20 protein-coding genes are annotated in these 19,365 nt (G+C 42.7%); 10 read left to right on the top strand and 10 right to left on the bottom strand.

Annotation, left to right across the window (positions count from 1 at the left end; translation table 11 throughout):
* Positions 1-2: 2 nt before the first annotated feature.
* Entirely contained in the window at positions 3-1,322 is a 1,320-nt protein-coding gene (gene mtaB, locus DBK98_RS00055) for a tRNA (N(6)-L-threonylcarbamoyladenosine(37)-C(2))-methylthiotransferase MtaB (RefSeq protein ID WP_005808470.1), read from the bottom strand.
* Positions 1,323-1,461: 139 nt separating this feature from the next.
* Here mtaB and DBK98_RS00060 point away from each other — a divergent pair, with 139 nt between their 5' ends.
* Both DBK98_RS00060 and DBK98_RS00065 read left to right on the top strand, forming a co-directional pair.
* Positions 1,462-3,135, top strand: coding sequence for a long-chain fatty acid--CoA ligase (locus DBK98_RS00060; RefSeq protein WP_005808472.1), 1,674 nt, complete (start codon positions 1,462-1,464; stop codon positions 3,133-3,135).
* Between the two features lie 158 nt (positions 3,136-3,293).
* Positions 3,294-3,509 (top strand): hypothetical protein, encoded by a 216-nt coding sequence (locus DBK98_RS00065; protein WP_005808476.1) that lies wholly within the window; start codon positions 3,294-3,296, stop codon positions 3,507-3,509.
* Positions 3,510-3,746: 237 nt separating this feature from the next.
* Here the strand turns inward: DBK98_RS00065 and rplI are convergent, their stop codons facing one another.
* From rplI to rpsF, 3 genes are read right to left on the bottom strand one after another with little or no spacing between them, the layout of a single operon-like run.
* Positions 3,747-4,190, bottom strand: a complete 444-nt coding sequence (gene rplI / locus DBK98_RS00070; protein WP_005781448.1) for a 50S ribosomal protein L9 — start codon at positions 4,188-4,190, stop codon at positions 3,747-3,749.
* A gap of 11 nt (positions 4,191-4,201) precedes the next feature.
* Entirely contained in the window at positions 4,202-4,474 is a 273-nt protein-coding gene (gene rpsR / locus DBK98_RS00075) for a 30S ribosomal protein S18 (protein ID WP_005781450.1), read from the bottom strand.
* A gap of 2 nt (positions 4,475-4,476) precedes the next feature.
* Positions 4,477-4,821: a 30S ribosomal protein S6 gene (gene rpsF, locus DBK98_RS00080; protein ID WP_005781453.1), complete on the bottom strand. Its 345-nt coding sequence runs from the start codon at positions 4,819-4,821 to the stop codon at positions 4,477-4,479.
* A gap of 161 nt (positions 4,822-4,982) precedes the next feature.
* Between rpsF and DBK98_RS00085 the strand changes: the two genes are divergently transcribed.
* Both DBK98_RS00085 and DBK98_RS00090 read left to right on the top strand, forming a co-directional pair.
* A complete protein-coding gene (locus tag DBK98_RS00085; RefSeq protein ID WP_005781455.1) occupies positions 4,983-5,429 on the top strand; it encodes a MarR family winged helix-turn-helix transcriptional regulator in 447 nt (148 codons plus the stop codon).
* A 138-nt stretch (positions 5,430-5,567) separates the two neighbouring features.
* Positions 5,568-5,744, top strand: coding sequence for a hypothetical protein (locus tag DBK98_RS00090; RefSeq protein WP_005781456.1), 177 nt, complete (start codon positions 5,568-5,570; stop codon positions 5,742-5,744).
* A 75-nt stretch (positions 5,745-5,819) separates the two neighbouring features.
* Here the strand turns inward: DBK98_RS00090 and DBK98_RS00095 are convergent, their stop codons facing one another.
* The 6 genes from DBK98_RS00095 to DBK98_RS00120 all read right to left on the bottom strand — a co-directional run bounded on the left by DBK98_RS00095 (position 5,820) and on the right by DBK98_RS00120 (position 12,686).
* Entirely contained in the window at positions 5,820-6,521 is a 702-nt protein-coding gene (locus DBK98_RS00095) for a response regulator transcription factor (protein ID WP_005781457.1), read from the bottom strand.
* A 1-nt stretch (position 6,522) separates the two neighbouring features.
* A complete protein-coding gene (locus DBK98_RS00100) occupies positions 6,523-8,082 on the bottom strand; it encodes a sensor histidine kinase KdpD (RefSeq protein ID WP_005781458.1) in 1,560 nt (519 codons plus the stop codon).
* 389 nt (positions 8,083-8,471) lie between these two features.
* Positions 8,472-10,628 carry a translation factor GTPase family protein gene (locus DBK98_RS00105; RefSeq protein WP_005781460.1) on the bottom strand — a complete coding sequence of 719 codons (2,157 nt, stop codon included), beginning with the start codon at positions 10,626-10,628 and terminating at the stop codon, positions 8,472-8,474.
* A gap of 272 nt (positions 10,629-10,900) precedes the next feature.
* Entirely contained in the window at positions 10,901-11,395 is a 495-nt protein-coding gene (locus DBK98_RS00110) for a hypothetical protein (protein ID WP_005781462.1), read from the bottom strand.
* Positions 11,382-12,368 (bottom strand): hypothetical protein, encoded by a 987-nt coding sequence (locus DBK98_RS00115; RefSeq protein ID WP_005781464.1) that lies wholly within the window; start codon positions 12,366-12,368, stop codon positions 11,382-11,384. Before DBK98_RS00115 ends, DBK98_RS00110 begins: the two co-directional genes overlap by 14 nt.
* Positions 12,369-12,374: 6 nt before the next feature.
* Positions 12,375-12,686, bottom strand: coding sequence for a hypothetical protein (locus DBK98_RS00120; RefSeq protein ID WP_005808483.1), 312 nt, complete (start codon positions 12,684-12,686; stop codon positions 12,375-12,377).
* A gap of 465 nt (positions 12,687-13,151) precedes the next feature.
* On the opposite strand from DBK98_RS00120, the gene DBK98_RS00125 reads away from it, so the two are divergent.
* The 6 genes from DBK98_RS00125 to DBK98_RS00150 all read left to right on the top strand — a co-directional run bounded on the left by DBK98_RS00125 (position 13,152) and on the right by DBK98_RS00150 (position 19,359).
* Entirely contained in the window at positions 13,152-13,436 is a 285-nt protein-coding gene (locus DBK98_RS00125; RefSeq protein ID WP_032536988.1) for a hypothetical protein, read from the top strand.
* Positions 13,437-13,521: 85 nt separating this feature from the next.
* Positions 13,522-14,655 carry a radical SAM family heme chaperone HemW gene (gene hemW / locus DBK98_RS00130; protein WP_032536986.1) on the top strand — a complete coding sequence of 378 codons (1,134 nt, stop codon included), beginning with the start codon at positions 13,522-13,524 and terminating at the stop codon, positions 14,653-14,655.
* Between the two features lie 12 nt (positions 14,656-14,667).
* Positions 14,668-15,225 carry an RNA polymerase sigma-70 factor gene (locus DBK98_RS00135; protein ID WP_005808492.1) on the top strand — a complete coding sequence of 186 codons (558 nt, stop codon included), beginning with the start codon at positions 14,668-14,670 and terminating at the stop codon, positions 15,223-15,225.
* 125 nt (positions 15,226-15,350) lie between these two features.
* Positions 15,351-15,788 carry a hypothetical protein gene (locus DBK98_RS00140; RefSeq protein ID WP_032536983.1) on the top strand — a complete coding sequence of 146 codons (438 nt, stop codon included), beginning with the start codon at positions 15,351-15,353 and terminating at the stop codon, positions 15,786-15,788.
* Between the two features lie 11 nt (positions 15,789-15,799).
* On the top strand, positions 15,800-16,678 hold the full coding sequence (locus DBK98_RS00145; protein ID WP_032536982.1) for a FecR family protein: 879 nt from the start codon (positions 15,800-15,802) through the stop codon (positions 16,676-16,678).
* 2 nt (positions 16,679-16,680) lie between these two features.
* Positions 16,681-19,359, top strand: coding sequence for a TonB-dependent receptor (locus DBK98_RS00150; RefSeq protein ID WP_005808497.1), 2,679 nt, complete (start codon positions 16,681-16,683; stop codon positions 19,357-19,359).
* Positions 19,360-19,365 lie beyond the last annotated feature (6 nt).

Genomic DNA, 19,365 nt, shown 5'->3' on the forward strand with positions numbered 1-19,365 from the left:
GTTTATTGTGTTATAGTTCCTTTCAGTGCAGTGCCATCTTCGTTAAAATCTCCCAAGAGAACATTTACTACTTGATTATCCAATGCCGGGTCACTTTCCACCTCTACACGAATGTAGTTTGCCGTAAAGCCGTGCATAGGCGCTCCTGCCTTAGGCTTCTCCATCAGGACAGGCATAGTCTGGCCGATATGACGGGCATAGAAGTCCTTCGTTTTCCCATCCGACAACGCAAGCAAACGCTGGCTTCGCTGATGCTTCGCCTCAGGAGTCACCACATGGTCTATCTTCAGTGCCTGGGTACCGGGACGTTCCGAATAACTGAACACATGCAATTGCGTGATATCCAGTCCGGAAATAAATTCATAGGCTTTCTCAAAATACTCGTCGGTTTCGCCACGTGTACCCACAATTACGTCCACGCCGATAAACGCATCAGGCATCACCTCTTTTATCTTTGCAATCTTCGAAGCAAAAAGTTCCGTTCCATACCGACGGCGCATCAACTGGAGCACTTCATCGCAACCGGACTGCAAAGGGATATGGAAATGAGGCATGAAGCTGCGGGAGGTGGACACATATTCTATAATCTCGTCCGTCAGCAGATTGGGTTCAATGGAAGAGATGCGATAACGCTCAATGCCTTCTACCTGATCGAGTGCTTTCACCAAATCGAAGAAAGTCTCACCGGTGGACTTTCCGAAATCTCCGATATTGACTCCCGTCAGCACAATCTCTTTCCCACCTTCGGCAGCAGCCTGCCGTGCCTGCTCCACCAAAGATGCGACAGTCCCGTTGCGACTCCGTCCACGGGCAAAAGGAATGGTACAGTAAGAACAAAAGTAATCGCACCCATCCTGTACTTTCAGGAAAAAGCGGGTACGGTCACCTCTTGAACAAGACGGGGCAAAGGAACGGATATCTTTCGTTGCGGTTGTATAAGCCTCTCCTCCTTCGTGTTTATGCAAGTCGCCCAGGTATTGAAGCAGGTCTTTCTTTTGTTCCGCACCAAGTACAACGTCCACTCCCTCTATCTTTGCCACATCACCGGGTTTCAGCTGGGCATAGCAACCTGTCACCACCACAAACGCACCGGGATGTTGTTTCACCAGGCGGTGAATAGCCTGACGGCACTTCTTGTCCGCCATCTCGGTCACCGAACAGGTATTGACAATGCAAAGGTCAGCCTTTTCACCTTTCCGGGCCGTACGCACACCTGCCTCACGCAGGATTTTACCAATCGTCGAAGTCTCTGAGAAATTCAGCTTGCAGCCTAAAGTATAGTAAACGGCTGTCTTATCTTGAAATACAGTGGTATCTATCATAATCTGTAAAAACGCATATTCGGTACAAAGTTACACATTATTATTAGGAGTAAAGATGCAGAAGGAGTTAAAAGGAGTTAGAGGTTTTCTATTCTGAAAGTTTATACCTACTTTTGCACAAATCTTCAAAAAACGTGCAATGATAAAAGAAAACTTTATAAAACTCTACGAAAATAGTTTCCGTGAAAACTGGGATTTGCCCTGCTACACCAATTATGGTGAACCGGAAAGTTATACTTACGGTGAAGTAGCCGAAGAAATAGCCAAACTTCATTTGCTTTTCAAGCACTGTAGTTTGCGCCGGGGAGATAAAATCGCAGTCATCGGAAAAAATAATGCCCGTTGGTGCATCGCCTACATGGCGACCATTACCTACGGGGCCATCGTAGTACCTATCTTGCAAGACTTCAATCCGAATGATGTACACCATATCGTAAATCATTCTGAATCTGTCTTCCTTTTCACCAGCGACACCATCTGGGAAACTTTGGAAGAAGAACGACTGACCGGCATCCGTGCCGTCTTTTCACTGACAGACTTCCGTTGCCTGCACCAACGCGACGGCGAAACGGTTCAGAAATTCCTGAAACATATCAATCAGTGCATGGAAGAAACTTACCCGAAAGGATTCCAAAAAGAAGATGTCCTTTACACCACCTTGTCCAACGACAAGGTTATGTTACTGAATTATACCTCTGGCACTACCGGATTCAGTAAAGGAGTAATGCTGACCGGCAACAACCTGGCCGGTAATGTGACTTTCGGTATCCGAACGGAATTGCTAAAAAAAGGTGATAAAGTGCTCTCTTTCCTCCCACTTGCCCATGCTTACGGATGTGCTTTCGACTTTCTGACAGCTACGGCAGTTGGCACGCACGTAACCCTGCTTGGCAAAGTTCCCTCCCCCAAAATCATAATGAAAGCTTTCGAAGAGGTCAAACCCAACCTGATTATCACAGTACCGCTTGTCATCGAGAAGATCTATAAAAATGTAATCCAACCCATCATCAGCAAGAAAGGCATGAAATGGGCGTTGAGCATCCCCCTTCTCGACAGCCAGATATACGGACAGATTCGCAAGAAGCTGATCGATGCCCTTGGAGGACGTTTCAAGGAAATTATTATCGGCGGAGCCGCTATGAACCCGGAAGTAGAAGAGTTTTTCCATAAAATCAAGTTCCCTTTCACCATTGGCTACGGCATGACGGAATGTGGGCCGCTCATCAGTTATGCTCCCTGGGATAAATTCGTTCCTTCCTCATCAGGTAAAATACTCGATATCATGGAAGCCCGTATTTATAAGGAGAATCCGGAAGCCGGTACCGGAGAAATACAAGTGCGTGGAGAAAACGTAATGACGGGATATTATAAAAATCCGGAAGCCACCCGCGAAGTTTTCACTAAAGACGGTTGGTTGCGCACCGGGGACTTAGGCACTATGGACGATGAAGGTAATATTTTCATCCGTGGCCGCCTGAAGACGATGATACTCAGTTCGAGCGGACAGAACATCTTCCCCGAAGAAATTGAGGCTAAACTTAATAATCTGCCTTTCATTCTCGAAAGTCTTATCATAGAACGAAACAAGAAACTGGTTGCCTTGGTATATGCCGATTATGAAGCGCTGGATTCTTTAGGACTCAACCACGAAGATAACCTGAAAACGATTATGGACGAAAACCTGAAGAATTTGAATAATAGCGTGGCAGCCTACGAAAAAGTAAGCCAGATTCAACTCTACCCCACTGAGTTTGAGAAGACTCCGAAAAGAAGTATCAAACGCTATCTATATAACAGTATAGCAGAAGATTAGATATGTTTTAAAACATACAAAAAAACATAATGAAACATTCTTCTAAAAAAAAAATAAAAAAAAGTTGGGTTTAGGAGTACAACATATGCAAAAAGTACATACCTTTGCATCGTTTTAATAAGCAATTGATTGTATTACAGATTTAAAAAGCAAAGAAAATGAAAAAATTAGTTTTGATGTTCGTAGCTATCGCAGCAGTATCATTCGCATCTTGTGGTAACAAAGCAGCTGACGCTGAAAAAGCAACTGCAGATTCTATCCGTATCGCTGACTCTATCGCAGCAGTTGAAGCAGCTGCAGCTGAAGCAGCAGCTCAGGTAGCTGATACTACAGCAACTGACTCTACTGCAACTGAAGCAGTTGTAGCTGAATAATCTCGAACAACATTAGAGAGAATTGAAAGTCTGCCGTGCAAAAGCACGTACAGACTTTTTTTATATCCGTACCTTTCCATTACGGAAGTCGTTTCCTCCACATCTCCCCTTCTTCAACACTGGGCACCTCTGCCGGGTATCTCTTTATTTATAAACAAAGACACTCTCCCAATAATCTCTCAAAAAAAAAAGGACATCCCGTTTTGGAATGTCCCTTCTCAATGTCATATGATAGGCTTATTCAGCTACTACTTCAAAAGGAATTTCTACAGAAACTTCTTTGTGCAGTTTAACGATAGCTTTATAAGAACCAACTTCTTTTACAGCGTCTTTTACAACGATGATCTTTCTGTCGATTTCGTGACCCAACTTAGCCAATTCCTCAGCGATCTGGATGTTACCAACAGAACCGAAGATAGTACCGGTTGAGCTAACCTTTGTAGCGATAGTCAAAGATACACCTTCCAACTTAGCAGCCAGTGCTTCAGCATCTTTCTTGATTTTCTCAAGTTTGTGAGCACGCTGTTTCAGTTCTTCAGCCAACATTTTCTTTGCAGAAGGAGAAGCAATAACAGCTTTTCCGGTGGGGATCAAGTAATTACGACCATAACCAGACTTAACAGTTACGATGTCATTCTTATAACCCAAGTTTACTACGTCTTCTTTCAATATAATTTCCATACTTTTCCTCCTTATTTCATCATGTCAGTTACAAATGGAAGTAACGCCAGGTGACGTGCTCTCTTCACAGCCTGCGCAATACGACGCTGGAACTTCAAAGAAGTACCGGTGATACGGCGCGGAAGGATCTTACCCTGCTCATTCAAGAATTTCTTCAAGAATTCAGGATCTTTGTAGTCGATATACCTAATACCACTCTTTTTGAAACGGCAGTATTTTTTCTTCTTAACGTCTACTGAAGGCGGAGTTAAATATCTGATTTCTGATTGAACTTGTTGTGCCATGATTAATCCTCCTTTTTGTTTGATTTAACACTTCTTCTCTTTGCAGCATATTCTGCAGCGTATTTATCCATTCTGAAAGTCAGGAAACGGATTACGCGTTCATCACGACGGAAATTTAATTCCAACTTGTCAATAACAGTAGGTTCTGCATTGAACTCAATCAGCTGATAGAATCCTGTAGACTTCTTCTGGATTGGATAAGCCAGTTTCTTCAGTCCCCAGTTTTCTTCATTGATAATCTCAGCACCTTCAGCCTGAAGAATGCCTTTGAATTTTTCTACCGCTTCCTTCATCTGAACATCAGACAAAACGGGAGTTAAAATGAAAACGGTTTCGTATTGATTCATACTCGTTTTAATTAAATAAATAAATTATTTGATTTTAAAAATGCGGTGCAAAGGTAGGCATTTTATTTTGAACTGCAAACATTTAATCTTTTTTTATGCCACGGGATAGGATTTGTCGAAGAAGACATTTATCTTTGCAAAGTTGCTTAAACAATAATTTCATGATCGAACAATTTAATTTTGATATCAGACTAATCTTTGCTATCCTGAATGGCAAAGTTTCTGCCGCCATCAACCGTAAGCTATACCGTAACTTCAGACAGAACGGTCTGGAGATCAGCCCGGAACAATGGACGGTTCTTATTTTTCTCTGGGAAAAAGACGGAGTGACCCAACAAGAGTTGTGCAATGCAACTTTTAAAGATAAACCGAGTATGACCCGCTTAATCGACAATATGGAACGCCAGCATCTGGTTGTCCGTATCTCCGACAAAAAGGACCGTCGTACCAATCTGATCCACCTGACCAAAACAGGAAAAGAACTGGAAGAAAAAGCCCGTGTTATAGCCAACCGGACACTGAAAGAGGCGTTGCACGGCATCACAGTCGAAGAATTAAGCGTAAGCCAGGAAGTATTGAGAAAGATATTTTTCAATACCAAAGATTAATCAATACGGAGAAGTGAAAGCAACCAAATCAACTATTTATGGCTAATTAATGGTTTTTTTGCGAAAATAATTTCGCTCGTTAAAGAATTATGCGTTAATTTGTGACTGGAATATAATAATCTATTAAAATACACACACATGAAAGGCTTATTAAAGAATTTAGGATTGATATTAATCTTAGTCGGAATAATCATTCTGATTGTTTGTTCTCTGACCGGAGACGTGAACAACAACGCTATCTTGGGAGGCTCGATAGTATTGGTGGTACTCGGACTCATTTCTTACATTGCGATCAATAAAAGAATTGCGGATTAATATTTTCAACAGAAATAAAAAAGCCGGAAAACGAATGTTTTCCGGCTTTTTTATTTCTGTATATCCCCCTCTCCATTATGATTCCGGTTCGGGGGTAATCAACTTGTAACCTTTTCCGTGGATGTTGATAATCTCAATCGAATCATCATCTTTCAGGTGCTTACGCAGTTTGGTGATATATACATCCATACTACGGGCATTGAAATAGTTATCATCAATCCAGATAGTCTTCAAAGCAAAGTCACGCTGCAAAATCTCGTTGGCATGTGCACACAACAATCCCAGCAATTCCGATTCCTTGGTAGTCAGCTTAGTTTGTTTGTCACCGATAGCCAGAATCTGCTTTTGTGTATCAAACGTAAACTTACCGATCTTATAGATATTGCTTTCTTTGTTCTTCTTTCCACGAACACGTCTCAGGATCGCTTCAATTCTGAAAGTAAGTTCTTCCATACTGAAAGGTTTGGTGATGTAATCATCCGCACCAATCTTAAATCCTTCCAGAATATCCTCCTTGAGTGTCTTTGCAGTCAGGAAGATAATCGGAATTTCAGCGTTGGCCGCACGAACCTCCTGTGCCAGCGTGAAACCATCTTTCTTAGGCATCATCACGTCGAACACGCACAAGTCATATTTATTCTTCAGGAAAGCCTTAAATCCGGCTTCTCCATCAGGATACAACTCAGCAGAGTAACCTTTCGCCTGTAAATATTCTCTTAAAAGCATGCCAAGATTTTCATCATCTTCGCATAATAAAATACGCAGTTTCTCGTCCATATCAATCATTTTTTAATAAAGGTAATGCAATAATAAATTTAGTTCCTACATTCAGTTCACTCTCCGCCCGGATGGTTCCCTTATGATCCTGAATAATCTTTTTCACATAAGCCAGTCCCAGACCGAAACCTTTTACATCGTGCAGATTACCTGTATGCACGCGATAGAACTTATCAAACACCTTCTTCAGGTTTTCTTTTTTAATACCAATACCGTTGTCCTGTATCGAAATCATCAGTTTACCGGGTTCGTTCCAAGTTCTCACGTCGAGCACCAGGTCTTCTTCGGGCTTCTTGTATTTCACCGCGTTATCCATCAGGTTGAATATCACATTGGTGATATGCATTTCGTCCGCAAATATAACAGGATTGGTAGCCTCAAGGTTCGATGTAATCTTACCATTATAGCGTTCCACCTTCAGAGCGAACGTATTGATAACCCCGGTAATCAACTCATTGGCATCGAGTTCTTTCATCTTCAGTGTTGCTTTCTGTCTGTCGAACATAGACATCTGAAGAACTTTCTCCACCTGGAATCTCAACCGCTTCGTTTCATCATTAATGACTCCCGATATATGCTGGAACATCTGCGGTGATTTCCCGACTGCGGGATCTTTCAGCATCTGCGCGGCAAGCGAGATGGTAGATATCGGTGTCTTGAACTCGTGTGTCATATTGTTGATAAAGTCATTCTTCATTTCTGTCAGCTTCTTCTGGCGGAAGACGATGTAGATAGTGAAGATGAATGTAATCAACAGTACGAAAGTGAATATCATCGAAGGGATCATAAAACTAACCGAGTCGAAGATATAATCTTTCTTTCCCGGAAAGTGCACCTTCACAATACTCATCTTCGCAGGCGGATCATTTTGGAACAGAGGTTGGGTATAAGAATCCTCACTTCCTCCCTCTTCGTAATCCGAACAGCGATATACCTCACGTCCATCTTTATCGATTACCGAAAAATGATATAGCAACTCTATACCATTATTAATAAAGTTAGACTTCAGATAATTATCCAGCTTCTTAAAGTTCACCCGTTCGCCAATCGACTTATCGCTTGCTTTGTAAATCATCCGCAAAGCTACATCGTCGAGCAGGAAACGCTGATACATATACCTATTTTTAATAGCGTCGGTCAAGCTTCGCGATGTCTGCGGAATGGTATTCCGGCCATGTCTCTCCGAAATCATGGCTTTGGGCACCTTCGACGGCTCGGTGGTAATCATCTTTAGTTCAAACTCCGAATACAGGGTTCCGTCCGGTGACTTGAACCTATAACGCTCCGATTGCTGAATCAAACCATTTTTCTGTTCGGTAGTAGAAGAAGACTGAGCCAGTGCTCTACGTTCCGCTTCAGTAATGTCTTCTAACAGCCAACGTTGCGTTTCATCATACTCCACATCCTTTGAAACCTGAAACAAAGCATTTCGCACGGATGTATTAAATTGTTCTTTACGCATCTTCACCATTTCTTCGATGTAGCTCACTTGTAAATAGAGCAAACTCAGAAAGGAAAGACCCATAATAATGCCTAATATCCAGATTGTTGACTTTTTCATAGCAACAAAATTAACACTCCCTAATTAACACTCCTAACAGCTTAACCTGTTTTAACAGGATGTTCTCTATAATTAACCGAAAGACGTTTTTTAGGTCGTATTCTGACCACTATAACAAAACGTATATGCCTTTGGTTTGCAAATTTAATAAAAAATTAAAGATTTCTCTTCAGAAAATCTACTTTCTTTAATCATTGTTAATGAGTAAGCAGGTTTCAAGAGGCGACCGACGAACTGTCAATGGCATGTAACGGCAGCTACAACCACAAGCAGAATGCCTTAAAAGAATAAAGCTACGAGCAGTTGCACATACATTGTACACTCCTCGTAGCTTTATAACTCAGCAGTTCAGCCATTTGCAGCCCGCAGTCCGGCAGGCTGTAACCACATTATTCTTCTGTTTGCTTGGATTCGAAGTCTTTTATTAATTTATCCTGCACATCACTCGGAACAAGTTCGTAACTTGCAAATTTCATAATGAACGAAGCACGACCTCCGGTAAGCGAGCTGAGCGCTGTCGAATAAGAAGCCATCTCTTTTAAAGGCACTTTAGCGACCAGCTTTTCATAACCGTTTTCGCTGCTCATGCCCATGATCATGGCACGACGTCCCTGAAGATCTCCCATCACATCACCCATCTTATCGGAAGGCACAAAGACTTCTACATCATAAATAGGTTCGAGAATCTTCGGTCCCGCATTCTTAAATGCTTCGCTGAAAGCATTGCGTCCGGCCAGCATGAACGAGATTTCATTAGAATCTACCGGGTGCATCTTTCCGTCATATACGATGACACGTACATCGCGGGCGTACGAACCGGTGAGAGGTCCCTGCTCCATACGGGACATGATACCTTTAAGGATAGCAGGCAGGAAGCGGGCATCGATAGAACCACCGACAATACTGTTAACAAATACCAATTTTCCGCCCCATTCCAATGGAACTTCTTCGGTACCTTTCACATTAATCTTAAATTCCTGTCCACCGAACTTATACGTATCGGGCACCGGCATTCCTTCATAATATGGTTCTACGATCAAGTGTACTTCACCAAACTGTCCGGCACCACCCGATTGTTTTTTATGACGATAGTCGGCACGGGCCGCCTTAGTGATGGTCTCACGATAAGGAATCTTCGGTTCCTCGAATTTCACCTGAAGTTTTTCATTATTCTCCAGACGCCACTTTAAAGTACGGAGGTGGAATTCACCCTGGCCATGTACGATGGTCTGTTTCAATTCTTTCGATTGTTCGATGACCCAAGTCGGATCTTCCTCGCGCATACGGTTCAAGATAACCATCATCTTCTCTGTATCGGCTTCGTTCACCGGTTTGATGGCGCGTGAATATTTAGAATTCGGATATTTAATAAAATTAAACCGGTTTTCGGCACCTTTACCATTTAGCGTGTTTCCGGTATGAACATCTTTCAGCTTCACGGTACAGCCGATATCACCGGCCACCATCTCTTCTACTTTGATACGGTTGGCACCGGCACAAGCATAAATCTGTGCCACACGTTCTTTCGAACCGCGGTCGGCATTTGTAAAGTCATCTCCTTCATGCACTTTTCCGCTCATCACCTTGAAGTATTGAACGTCGCCAATATGCGGCTCCACACCTGTTTTGAAGAAATAGAGTGAAGTAGGCCCATCGGGATCGGGTTCCACCACTTCACCACGGGTATTGTGCACTTTCGGCATTTCGGATACACCGGGCACTACATTACCCAGAAACTCCATCAGACGACGTACACCCATATCTTTGCCTGCACATACACAGAATACGGGGAACATGCCACGTGCAGCCAATCCTTTGCGGATACCTTCACGCATTTCGTCTTCTGTCAGTGAATCCTGTTCGAAGAATTTTTCCATCAAGCCTTCATCATTCTCAGCAGCGGCTTCTACCAGGGCTTTGTGCATTTCCATAGCCTTGTCCATCTCTTCGGCCGGGATCTCTTCAATAGTGGGTGCTCCACCTTCGGGTCCCCAAGAGTATTTCTTCATCAGCAGCACGTCGATCAGTGAGTTGAAATTCGGGCCTGTAGCCAAAGGATACTGGACGGGAACCACTTTCGGTCCGTAAATGGACTTCAGTTGTTCAAGCACCATATCATAATCGCACTTCTCGTTATCGAGTTGATTCACCAGGAAGATTACCGGTTTACCCAGTTTTTCGGTATAGCGGAAATGATTTTGTGTTCCCACTTCCGGTCCATATTGTCCGTTCAGCAGCAAAATAGCTGTATCGGTTACGTTGAGTGCCGTCATGGCAGCGCCTACAAAGTCATCGCTGCCCGGACAGTCTATGATGTTCAGTTTCTTTCCATTCCATTCCACATGAAAAATAGTTGAAAAGACGGAATATCCATATTCCTGTTCCACCGGAAAGTAATCGCTTACGGTATTCTTGGCAGTAATCCTGCCGCGACGTTTTATAATACCACTCTCATAGAGCAACGCTTCTGTGAGAGTGGTTTTTCCTGAGCCGTCATTGCCAAGAAGGGCAATGTTCTTAATTTCGTTAGTCTGATATACTTTCATGATATATAAGATTTAAATGAATGATTCAGTATGTGTTTTTCGCATACCCTTTTTTTACTGAGGCGCAAATTAGGCATTAATCAAATGAAAAGCAATAAAACTGACAGTGTTACTAAACAATGTTATGTAACATACAGGATCTGTTTATTAAGCAGATAACACAGTGTCACAAACTCTTGGCACTCTCTAAACGAAGTTGAATTAGGATAACAACTTTCCGTATTATCGAACTTGGTAACACCAATATAATATACCTCTTGGCTTATGCTTCCTTATAAAACAGATTCTATAAATGGAACAACTTCTCTATCATCTGATGTATTAGGGAATATATAGTCTTTTATACAGTTTGAAGAATCCAATAAAAGCATTATAGGTGTTGGAACATATTTCAATTCTTTTCTTATCAGATCTTTTGAGTCAAGATATATATACTCATAATATTTATTACGTTTCTGGAAAGATGAAGGGCTTCCCATAGTTGAAATAATAGCTACTTTATTATTTCTATAAAGAGAATCTATTTTTTTTGTAATAGAGAATCCTAAATCTATACAACTTCCACAATCATAATAGTTAAATAGAAAAATAACTCTACAAGTCTTATTTGACACAATAGAATCAATGGAGGTTACCCTTTTCCCTATTAAGTTATAAACATCCTTTTGGGGAGTTTTAGTAACATCATTTTCTTTTTTTTGATTATTGCTACATCCCCATATAATGCAAAGCAATATAAATAAGGTAAAGAATTTATTTTTTCGCATCACCTATTTTTATTTTTTCAATGGTTACTCCTGCCACTTCTTGTGAAGCAAATAGATATGTGTCTGAAACACAAAAAGAAGAATATATATCATGTGGAAGAATGTAGGTAGAGATATGCTTCATTTCGTCATTGATTGATAATTTCAAAATAGTATTTACACGATAATCGCCTGATGAGCTCCGTGATGAACACAGTATATATATATGATCATTTGCAAGATAAGCATCACGTATGTATATATAGACAGATTTCTCTTTATTAGAATTCTTTTTAGCAATTTCTGTTGCTTCTTTTATTATAGGAATTGAAGAGATATCAAATGTTTTAATATATTCTCCATGAATATTATATTGCTCTATATAAGGGTAGCAATTTGAAATCGAAAATATCCCTTTGCCTTGATCATAAAGAATATGTTTCTTGTTAGATATAATGGTTTTAAAAGGAGTTTTTTCTCGTACAACCTTTCCCATTGGGATTTGTTTGTTTGGGTGATATTTATCAATCATTAGAAAACTTGTCGAATCCGTATTCGCAGATAAAAAGATTAAAGAATCATTGAGACTAAATCTGTTTTCATTTGCATTTGAAAGTGAAAAATCACCATAGAAAACTCCTCCATGAAATTTTTTCATTGACTTTGTTCCAAAATCAACAACATATACCGTGTCATTCAGTACATTAAAGGTAAATGGCCATGTTGTTTCATAAGGGGCTTCACCATGTTTGCTAACATATTCCATCTCTTTTAAGTTATCACTTAACGCCACAATGTCTCCCCGTTTTTTATCCAAAACATATATCTTATTCTTATAATAAGTCATACACGTAATGTTGGAGAAGAAACTAGAATCAGGATATTCTTCTATCTTAATTTCCGACTGACAATACATTAAGTTACGATTTTTCTCCTTGTTGTTACAAGAAGAAAAACATAAAATTGCGATAATAAGAATCAATATTCTATTCATTACCCTTTAGCAATAAGTCTTATTTCCATCACATTCAACATAGGCACCATTTAACCAATCAAGTCCTCTACTACATTTTTTACCACTACAAGATACTGAACCAGATAGAGGAAATCCACATTCTACAGTTACTGTACATGAATAGTTGCCTCCTCCTCCTTCTCCGGTATCAGTACCTTCTCCCATTGCAAGACACTCTAAAGTAAGCATCTTCATATTCGCTTTTTTATCTTTGTTTTTCAACGCAGACAAACAGACATTAACAGAAACAAATAAAAAGAAAGTCACTCCTAAACAAATTCTTAAGGTCTTTTTCATGATATATAAGATTTAAATGAATGATTCAGTATGTGTTTTTCGCATACCCTTTTTTTACTGAGGCGCAAATTAGGCATTAATCAAATGAAAAGCAAGAAAACTGACAGTGTTACTAAACAATGTTATGCAACATATCAAGACAAAGAGCAAGAGAACAAGCTGTTTGACAGAATGAAAGTCTTTTCCTTTATTATCTATTAAAAAGCATTATCCACCTCACATCTGCTTACACTGCCTTCTGCCAAACTGAATGAAATAGGATTCAGTAACGAGGTTTTCGGCGCAAAACGGGAGTATTTGAGGCAAAAGACGGCGGTTTTTCAGCACAAAGACGGTGTATTTCCGGAAAAAGAAGTAAGTATTCGGACCCAAAGAAGTAAGCACTTTCCGGAAATGCTTACTTCTTTTCCGGAAATCTCTTAATGTTTTGCCACATTACATATATTGTTATAACAAAAAGGCCGTATGGATGCCTCTTTCTTCTCCGGTTGTTCTGTAAAGCCAGTCAAACCATATATAACAGAATCACCGGAGGAAGAGGAAAATAAAAGAAAAAGGGCAGGATTCCGCCGCACAGCTATCTATTGGAGAACAGATATCACAGATCTGCGACACATGGGAAAATCCTACCGGCAAATGCAGGCGTTTTTTTCTCCAACTTTCAGAGCGGCACGAAACGAAAGCATTCTGAGATCATCAGATAATCAGATTGTCAAATGGTTAAAAAGGAACTTTCCTCCCGTTAAATAAGAAAGAATATATGCCCTGCAAAGTTGTTTACTAAAACGAAAACCTTACTTTTGCAATTTAAAACGCAAAAATAACTCAGACTATCATGGCAGGCATATACATACATGTCCCCTTCTGTAAGACACGCTGTATTTATTGCGATTTTTACTCCACCACGCGAAGCGAACGGAAAGGACACTACATCGAAGCCCTCTGCAAGGAGCTGGAAATGAGATATACTTACCTGAAAGGAGAGCCCATAGAAACGCTCTACTTTGGTGGAGGTACTCCTTCGCAACTTGATGAAGAGGACTTCCGGAAAGTGTTCGACACCGTCCGGCGTGTATACGGAATGGAAAATTGCCATGAAATAACGCTTGAAGCCAATCCGGATGACCTCTGTCCGGAATATGTGCAAATGCTCTCCCGCTTGCCATTCAACCGCATCAGTATGGGTATCCAGACTTTTGATGATGCCACGCTTACGTTATTGAAGCGACGCCACAATGCCACTCAAGCCATTCGTGCAGTAGAATTATGCCGTACCTACGGGTTCCGCAACATCAGCATCGACTTGATTTACGGACTTCCCGCTGAGACAGCAGAGCGTTGGGAAAGGGACCTGCAACAGGCCGTTGCCCTCAATGTGGAGCATGTTTCGGCCTACCACCTGATTTATGAAGAAGGTACTCCTATTTATAGAATGTTGCAAAAACACCAGGTTGAAGAAGTGGACGAGGACAGCAGTGTCCGGTTCTTCACCTTATTGATAGACCGGCTGCAGGAAGCAGGATATGAGCACTACGAAATATCCAACTTTTGCAAGCCGGGAATGTATTCACGCCATAACACTTCGTACTGGCAAGGGGCCAGTTACCTCGGTTGTGGTCCGTCGGCACACTCTTTCGACGGAGCAACACGCGAATGGAACTGTTCGTCGATAGAGAAATACATAGCAGGCATCGAAAGCGGCAAACGGGACTTTGAACGGGAAGAACGGGATTTAACTACCCGGTACAATGAATTTGTCATTACCTCCGTCCGCACTCAATGGGGAATTTCACTCGAACGCCTCCGCAACGATTATGGAACCGAACTGGAACAATACTGCCTCAAGATGGCACGTCCTTCTTTAGAAAACGGCAAATTAGAAATACACGAAGGTGCTCTGCGCCTCACCCGAGAAGGAATTTTTATTTCCGACAGCATCATGAGCGATCTTCTCCGGGTGGACAACTAAAATTATAAAGTCATGACCGAATCAGAGGTTCGAAAACTATTAAGACGAATGAAGGAGCTGGACTCGCAAACGGCGTTCCGATCCTTCTACGATATGACGTACGACCGGCTTTACCGCATTGCCTACTATTACGTAAAGCGGGAAGAATGGTCGCAGGAGATCGTACTTGATGTATTCTTGAAACTCTGGGAACAACGCAGTTCGTTGCCCGAAGTCAAAAGCATTGAGGACTATTGCTTCATACTGGTGAAAAACGCCTCACTCAACTATCTGGAAAAAGAGAACAGGCGCACAACCGTATCCACCGAAGTATTGCCGGAACCGGAAGCACAAAGCGATTCGCCCGAGGAATCAATGATCAGCGAAGAGCTGTTCGCCATCTATGTGAAAGCGCTCGACCGCCTGCCCGAACGTTGCAGAGAAGTGTTCATCCGCGTCCGCGAAGAAAAACAAAGCTATGCACAAGTGGCCGAAGAACTGGGCATCAGCACAAAGACCGTAGACGCCCAACTCCAGAAAGCAACAATCCGACTGAAAGAAGCGATATTGACGATGAACGATAAACAATGAACCACCGGCCGGAAACCGATGGACAAGGTTTAACTTTTATTTGCATATCCCCGATAGGGAGATCCTTCGAACGCTCTGTCTTTATCAGTGAAATTCATTTTAATCAAAACACAAAGACTTAGCTTATGAAGAAGTTATTAAGACCTACAACCTTTGCATTGTTTACGATGGCACTGTGTTTCACTGCATGCGAAAACGGCAACAACTCCTATCCCAAGGAATATCTGGGATTCGAAAAGAAAGCGCAGGACTTCTCTTACCAAAAGAATACTGCGGAAGCCGAATTCCAAGTAAAGATCATTGCGGTTGATAAAACGAAAGAAGACCGGATTGTCTTCATCGAATCACCCTCACGTCCGACGAAGCCCGGAAGCCCTTCGGCACAGTTTTTTAAGATTAAAGATAATAAAGTCACCATCAAGGGAGGCAGTAAATCGGCCAAAGCCACTATTCTGGTCTATCCCCAGAAAGTGGGAACGAATGAATACATTCAGCTTGTCTGCCGGCCTCAGAACGGCAAGTCGGAAACGACCCAAATGTCTATCCGGCTGGTGAAAAAATAACGAAATAAAAAATGAAGTATACCGACCAGGAACTTAACCGATTATTGGAGAAACTCATAGCCTCCACCCGCTCGCCCAGAGGAAGATTCTCGGCAGCGGCAAGCTATCAGATATTAGAGAAGCGATTGCCACGTCCGGCACACCGGCTTTTCTCTATACGCATTTTCTCGGCAGTAGCCGCCATCGCTTTGTTCTGCTACATCGGATGGAGCACTTATTGCTATCTGAAACCTGCCGCGTTGCAAACCGTTTCTACACTGGCCGACACACGGACTATAAAGTTACCCGATGGAACGGAAGTGACGCTGAACCATTTCTCCTCTCTCACCTATCCCGAGAAATTCAAAGGGAAACACAGGGAAGTAGACTTGAAAGGAGAAGCCTATTTCGAAGTGACGAAGAATCGGGAACACTCTTTCATCGTACAGACAGAGTCGGTCAATGTAGAGGTACTGGGAACTCACTTCAACGTAGAGTCCTATCCGGACGATCCGGAAGTGAAAACCACCCTACTCGAAGGTTCCGTGGTGGTGAGCAATAAAGCCAATTCTGTGCGCATGGTTCTGAAGCCAAACGAAAGTGCTATATATAATAAGGTGAAAAAGAGCATGACCCTTGAAGTTTCAGATCGCGCTGCCGAAGAGATAGCTTGGCGGAATGGCGAATTAGTCTTCAACAACCTCCCCCTGCAGGAGATCGCCCGACAGTTGTCCAACACGTTTGGTGTAAACATCTCCATAGCAGACAAAGCATTGCAGAATTACCGGATCACGGCACGATTCTCCGACGGAGAAGGACTCGACCAGATTCTCGATCTGCTGCATACAGTCGGTAAATTCAACTATTCACACAACAATGAAGAAATAACGATTACTACTAAACTTAACTAAACATGAGAAAATCCAATCCGGATTTCCACCACATCAGAAGTTACATTCTGATGTGTGTGGTTTCCATATTCTTTTCAACTATCAACGCGCAGACACCGGAGCCCAGGATCACCCTCAAGCTGCAAAACACCAGCCTCTCAGAGATTATCCGGCATATAGAACAAGCCACCGGTTTCTCTTTTATCTACGGTGAAGAGGTGAAACTCGACCATAAAGTCAGCCTCAACGTACAGAAGAAACCTCTCGGAGAAGTTCTGAACCAGTTGTTTGCCAACGAACCGATAAGTTATAAAATAACAGGGAAACACATCCTGTTACAAAAAATCCCCCCCAAACCCGTAAGCCGCAGGTTTACTATCAGTGGATACGTAACCGACGGGGCGTCTGCCGAAACGCTGATTGGTGCCAATATTCTTGAGAGTCGTCATCATCAAGGAACCACCACCAATCCTTACGGTTTCTACAGCATTACGCTGCCGGAAGGAGAAGCTCAGTTGAGCTTCTCCTATTTGGGTTACACCAGCCAGCAACACGCACTGACCCTGACCCGTGACACCCTGCTGAACATCCGGATGGAAGACAATAACATGCTGCAAGAAGTGGTCATCGTATCGGACAAGGCCGAATCGGGGATCATGGCCACTCAAATGGGTGCCAGCGAGATACCGATGACACAAATAAAAAACACTCCCAGCATACTGGGAGAAGCAGATGTAATGAAAGCCATCCAGTTGATGCCGGGCGTACAGGCCGGAATGGAAGGATCTGCCGGATTGTATGTACGTGGTGGTGGCCCCGACCAGAACCTGATCTTGCTGGACGGTGTACCGGTGTACAACGTAGATCATTTATTAGGATTCTTCTCTGTCTTCACTCCCGAAGCCGTAAAGAAAGTAACCCTCTTCAAAAGTTCTTTCCCCGCCCGCTTCGGCGGACGCCTCTCCTCCGTAATTGACGTACGCACCAATGATGGCGACATGAAGAACTATCATGGCGTAGTCAGTATAGGACTCCTGACCAGCAAACTCAATTTCGAAGGGCCGATCATCAAGGACCGGACTTCTTTCAACATTTCTGCCCGCCGCTCCTACATCGACCTGCTGGCCAAACCCTTCATGCCGAAAGAAGAAAAGTACAGTTATTACTTTTATGACATCAATGCCAAAATCAACCATAAATTCTCCGACCGGAGCCGCCTCTTCCTCAGTGCATACAATGGCAAAGACCATTTCATGACAAAGTATGACGACACTTACTACGGTGACGAAGACAAGTACAGGGACGGCGGAAAAATGAACTGGGGCAACACCATCGTTTCGGGACGCTGGAATTACATCTTTAACAACAAACTGTTCAGCAATACCACAGTCGCTTTCAATAACTATAAGTTTGACGTCAGCACGTTCACCAAGAACGAGATACATACAAACAACCAAATAACCTGGAACCGCTATAAAGCCGACTATAAATCGGGAATCCGGGACTGGAGTGCTCAGATAGATTTTGACTATAATCCTATCCCCGCACACCATGTCAAGTTCGGAATGCAATACCTGCACCATAGTTTCCGTCCGGAAGTATCCACCTCAAAGATATTCGACAAGACCGGAGAAACCATCGAGCGGGATACGACGTATTATACCGCCTCTAACAGCGAAATCCTTGCCCACGAAGCATCTGCCTACCTTGAAGATAACTTCAATCTAAGCAGTCGCCTGCGTATGAATCTGGGCCTGCACTTCTCGACTTTCCAAGTGCAAAAGAAGAACTATTTCTCCATACAACCCCGCATCTCCGCACGCTATCAGCTCAACAAGGACATCGTAATCAAAGCTTCTTACACCAAAATGAGCCAGTATGTACACTTGATTTCATCCATGCCGTTCGCCATGCCCACCGACCTGTGGGTGCCGGTGACCAACAAAATCAAACCTATGCAGGCGCATCAGGTATCGTTGGGTGGCTATTACACAGGAATCGACGGATGGGAATTCTCGGTGGAAAGCTACTATAAAGGAATGAAAAATGTGCTTGAATACAAAGACGGAGTCAGTTTCCTCGGCTCTTCCACCGGATGGGAAGACAAAGTGGAGATGGGACGCGGACGCTCCATGGGTATAGAATTCATGGCACAGAGAACCATCGGGAAGACAACCGGATGGCTGGCATATACATTGGCCAAGAGTGACCGTAAATTTGCCAAAGGAGGGATAAACAATGGGGCACGCTTTCCATATAAATATGACCGGAGGCACAATATAGACCTGACCCTCAACCACCGGTTCAATGAACGAATCGACGTAAGTGCCTCATGGATACTTACCACCGGAGGTACAACCACAATCCCCACTGAACTGACAGCCATTATCCGTCCGGGCGATAACAATTCATCGATACAAGAAGGAGATTATGTCAAGCACCGCAACAACTATCGCCTTCCCGCGACGCACCGGCTCAATGTAGGTGTTAATTTCAGCAAGAAAACACGGCATGGCATGCGTATCTGGAACGTCAGTATATATAATGTATACAATGCCATGAACCCTACCTTGGTATACCGCACCTACAAAAAGACTGAATATACTCAAGGCGAACAAGCACAAGGCAACCGCATACCGGTCATCCGGAAATTCACTTTGTTGCCCTGTATTCCTTCATTCAGTTATACATATAAATTCTAAGTATTT

The organism is Bacteroides sp. PHL 2737, from assembly GCF_004115325.2.
Classification (GTDB): Bacteria; Bacteroidota; Bacteroidia; order Bacteroidales; family Bacteroidaceae; genus Bacteroides; species Bacteroides hominis.